This window comes from Neolewinella marina, from assembly GCF_002631205.1.
Taxonomy (GTDB): domain Bacteria; phylum Bacteroidota; class Bacteroidia; order Chitinophagales; family Saprospiraceae; genus Neolewinella; species Neolewinella marina.
Window position 1 is genome coordinate 1 of the sequence record NZ_PDLO01000023.1, and the last position, 820, is coordinate 820.

The window sequence follows — 820 nt, forward strand, 5'->3', positions numbered from 1 at the left end:
TGAGTATTATATCCAACAGACGCTTGAAGATGATTGTGATACGAAACAAGTTCCGCACCACTTTCTTTACTTCGCAACGGACTTCAATGTGATCTTAAATCCATATCAATCCGTAAAAAATTTCTGTTGCTCTCTTATCCAAACTTGTCAAAGATCGTCATCAACCCCTTGTATCCGCCGGCGATAAGACTTCAGGCTAGTGATGTCTTATTGGCCCGCGGGAGGCTGGTGTGTAATAATGCCGGAGTCGAACCGGTAAGCTCCGTCCATTGAGGGAGCCGCGCACCGCGCTTATTGTTGGCAGGCGCCGACCGAAGTCGGCTACTGGGTGGAGCGTATCGGCGAACCGATGAACTCCTGAATGCAAATCAGTCCCGATGGCTATCGGGATAGACGGCTGAGCCATCCAGTTATGCACTCAATACACATCGAGCATTCTCGATGCCTAGGTGGAGGATATCGGAGTCGAACCGATGACCTCCTGAATGCAAATCAGGTGCTCTAGCCAGCTGAGCTAATCCCCCAGGAAGTGTAGTCCCGAGCAGATTTGAACTGCTGACCTCTACATTATCAGTGTAGCGCTCTAACCAGCTGAGCTACGGGACTGTGCATTTCAAACAGTACCTAAGTCACGCTTGACTTAGCCGGTCATTAGCTTTCACTAATAAAAAGGGCGGTCCATCTTTATGGAGCGCCAATTTTTAAATTAACACCAAGGCAGGCGAGTCGTGGCCGCAGGATCAACTCCTACTTCCAGAACCCATGGGTCTCGAATGTGACTGCATCCGGGTAACGAACCGTTACCCTTCTACTGCAACAC

Annotated in this window: 2 tRNA genes; both read right to left on the reverse strand. The window is 49.6% G+C overall.

Annotated features, from left to right (window positions below):
* Positions 1-450: 450 nt before the first annotated feature.
* A tRNA-Ala gene (locus CGL56_RS17985) sits at positions 451-524 on the reverse strand.
* A gap of 8 nt (positions 525-532) precedes the next feature.
* Positions 533-606, reverse strand: a tRNA-Ile gene (locus CGL56_RS17990).
* Positions 607-820 lie beyond the last annotated feature (214 nt).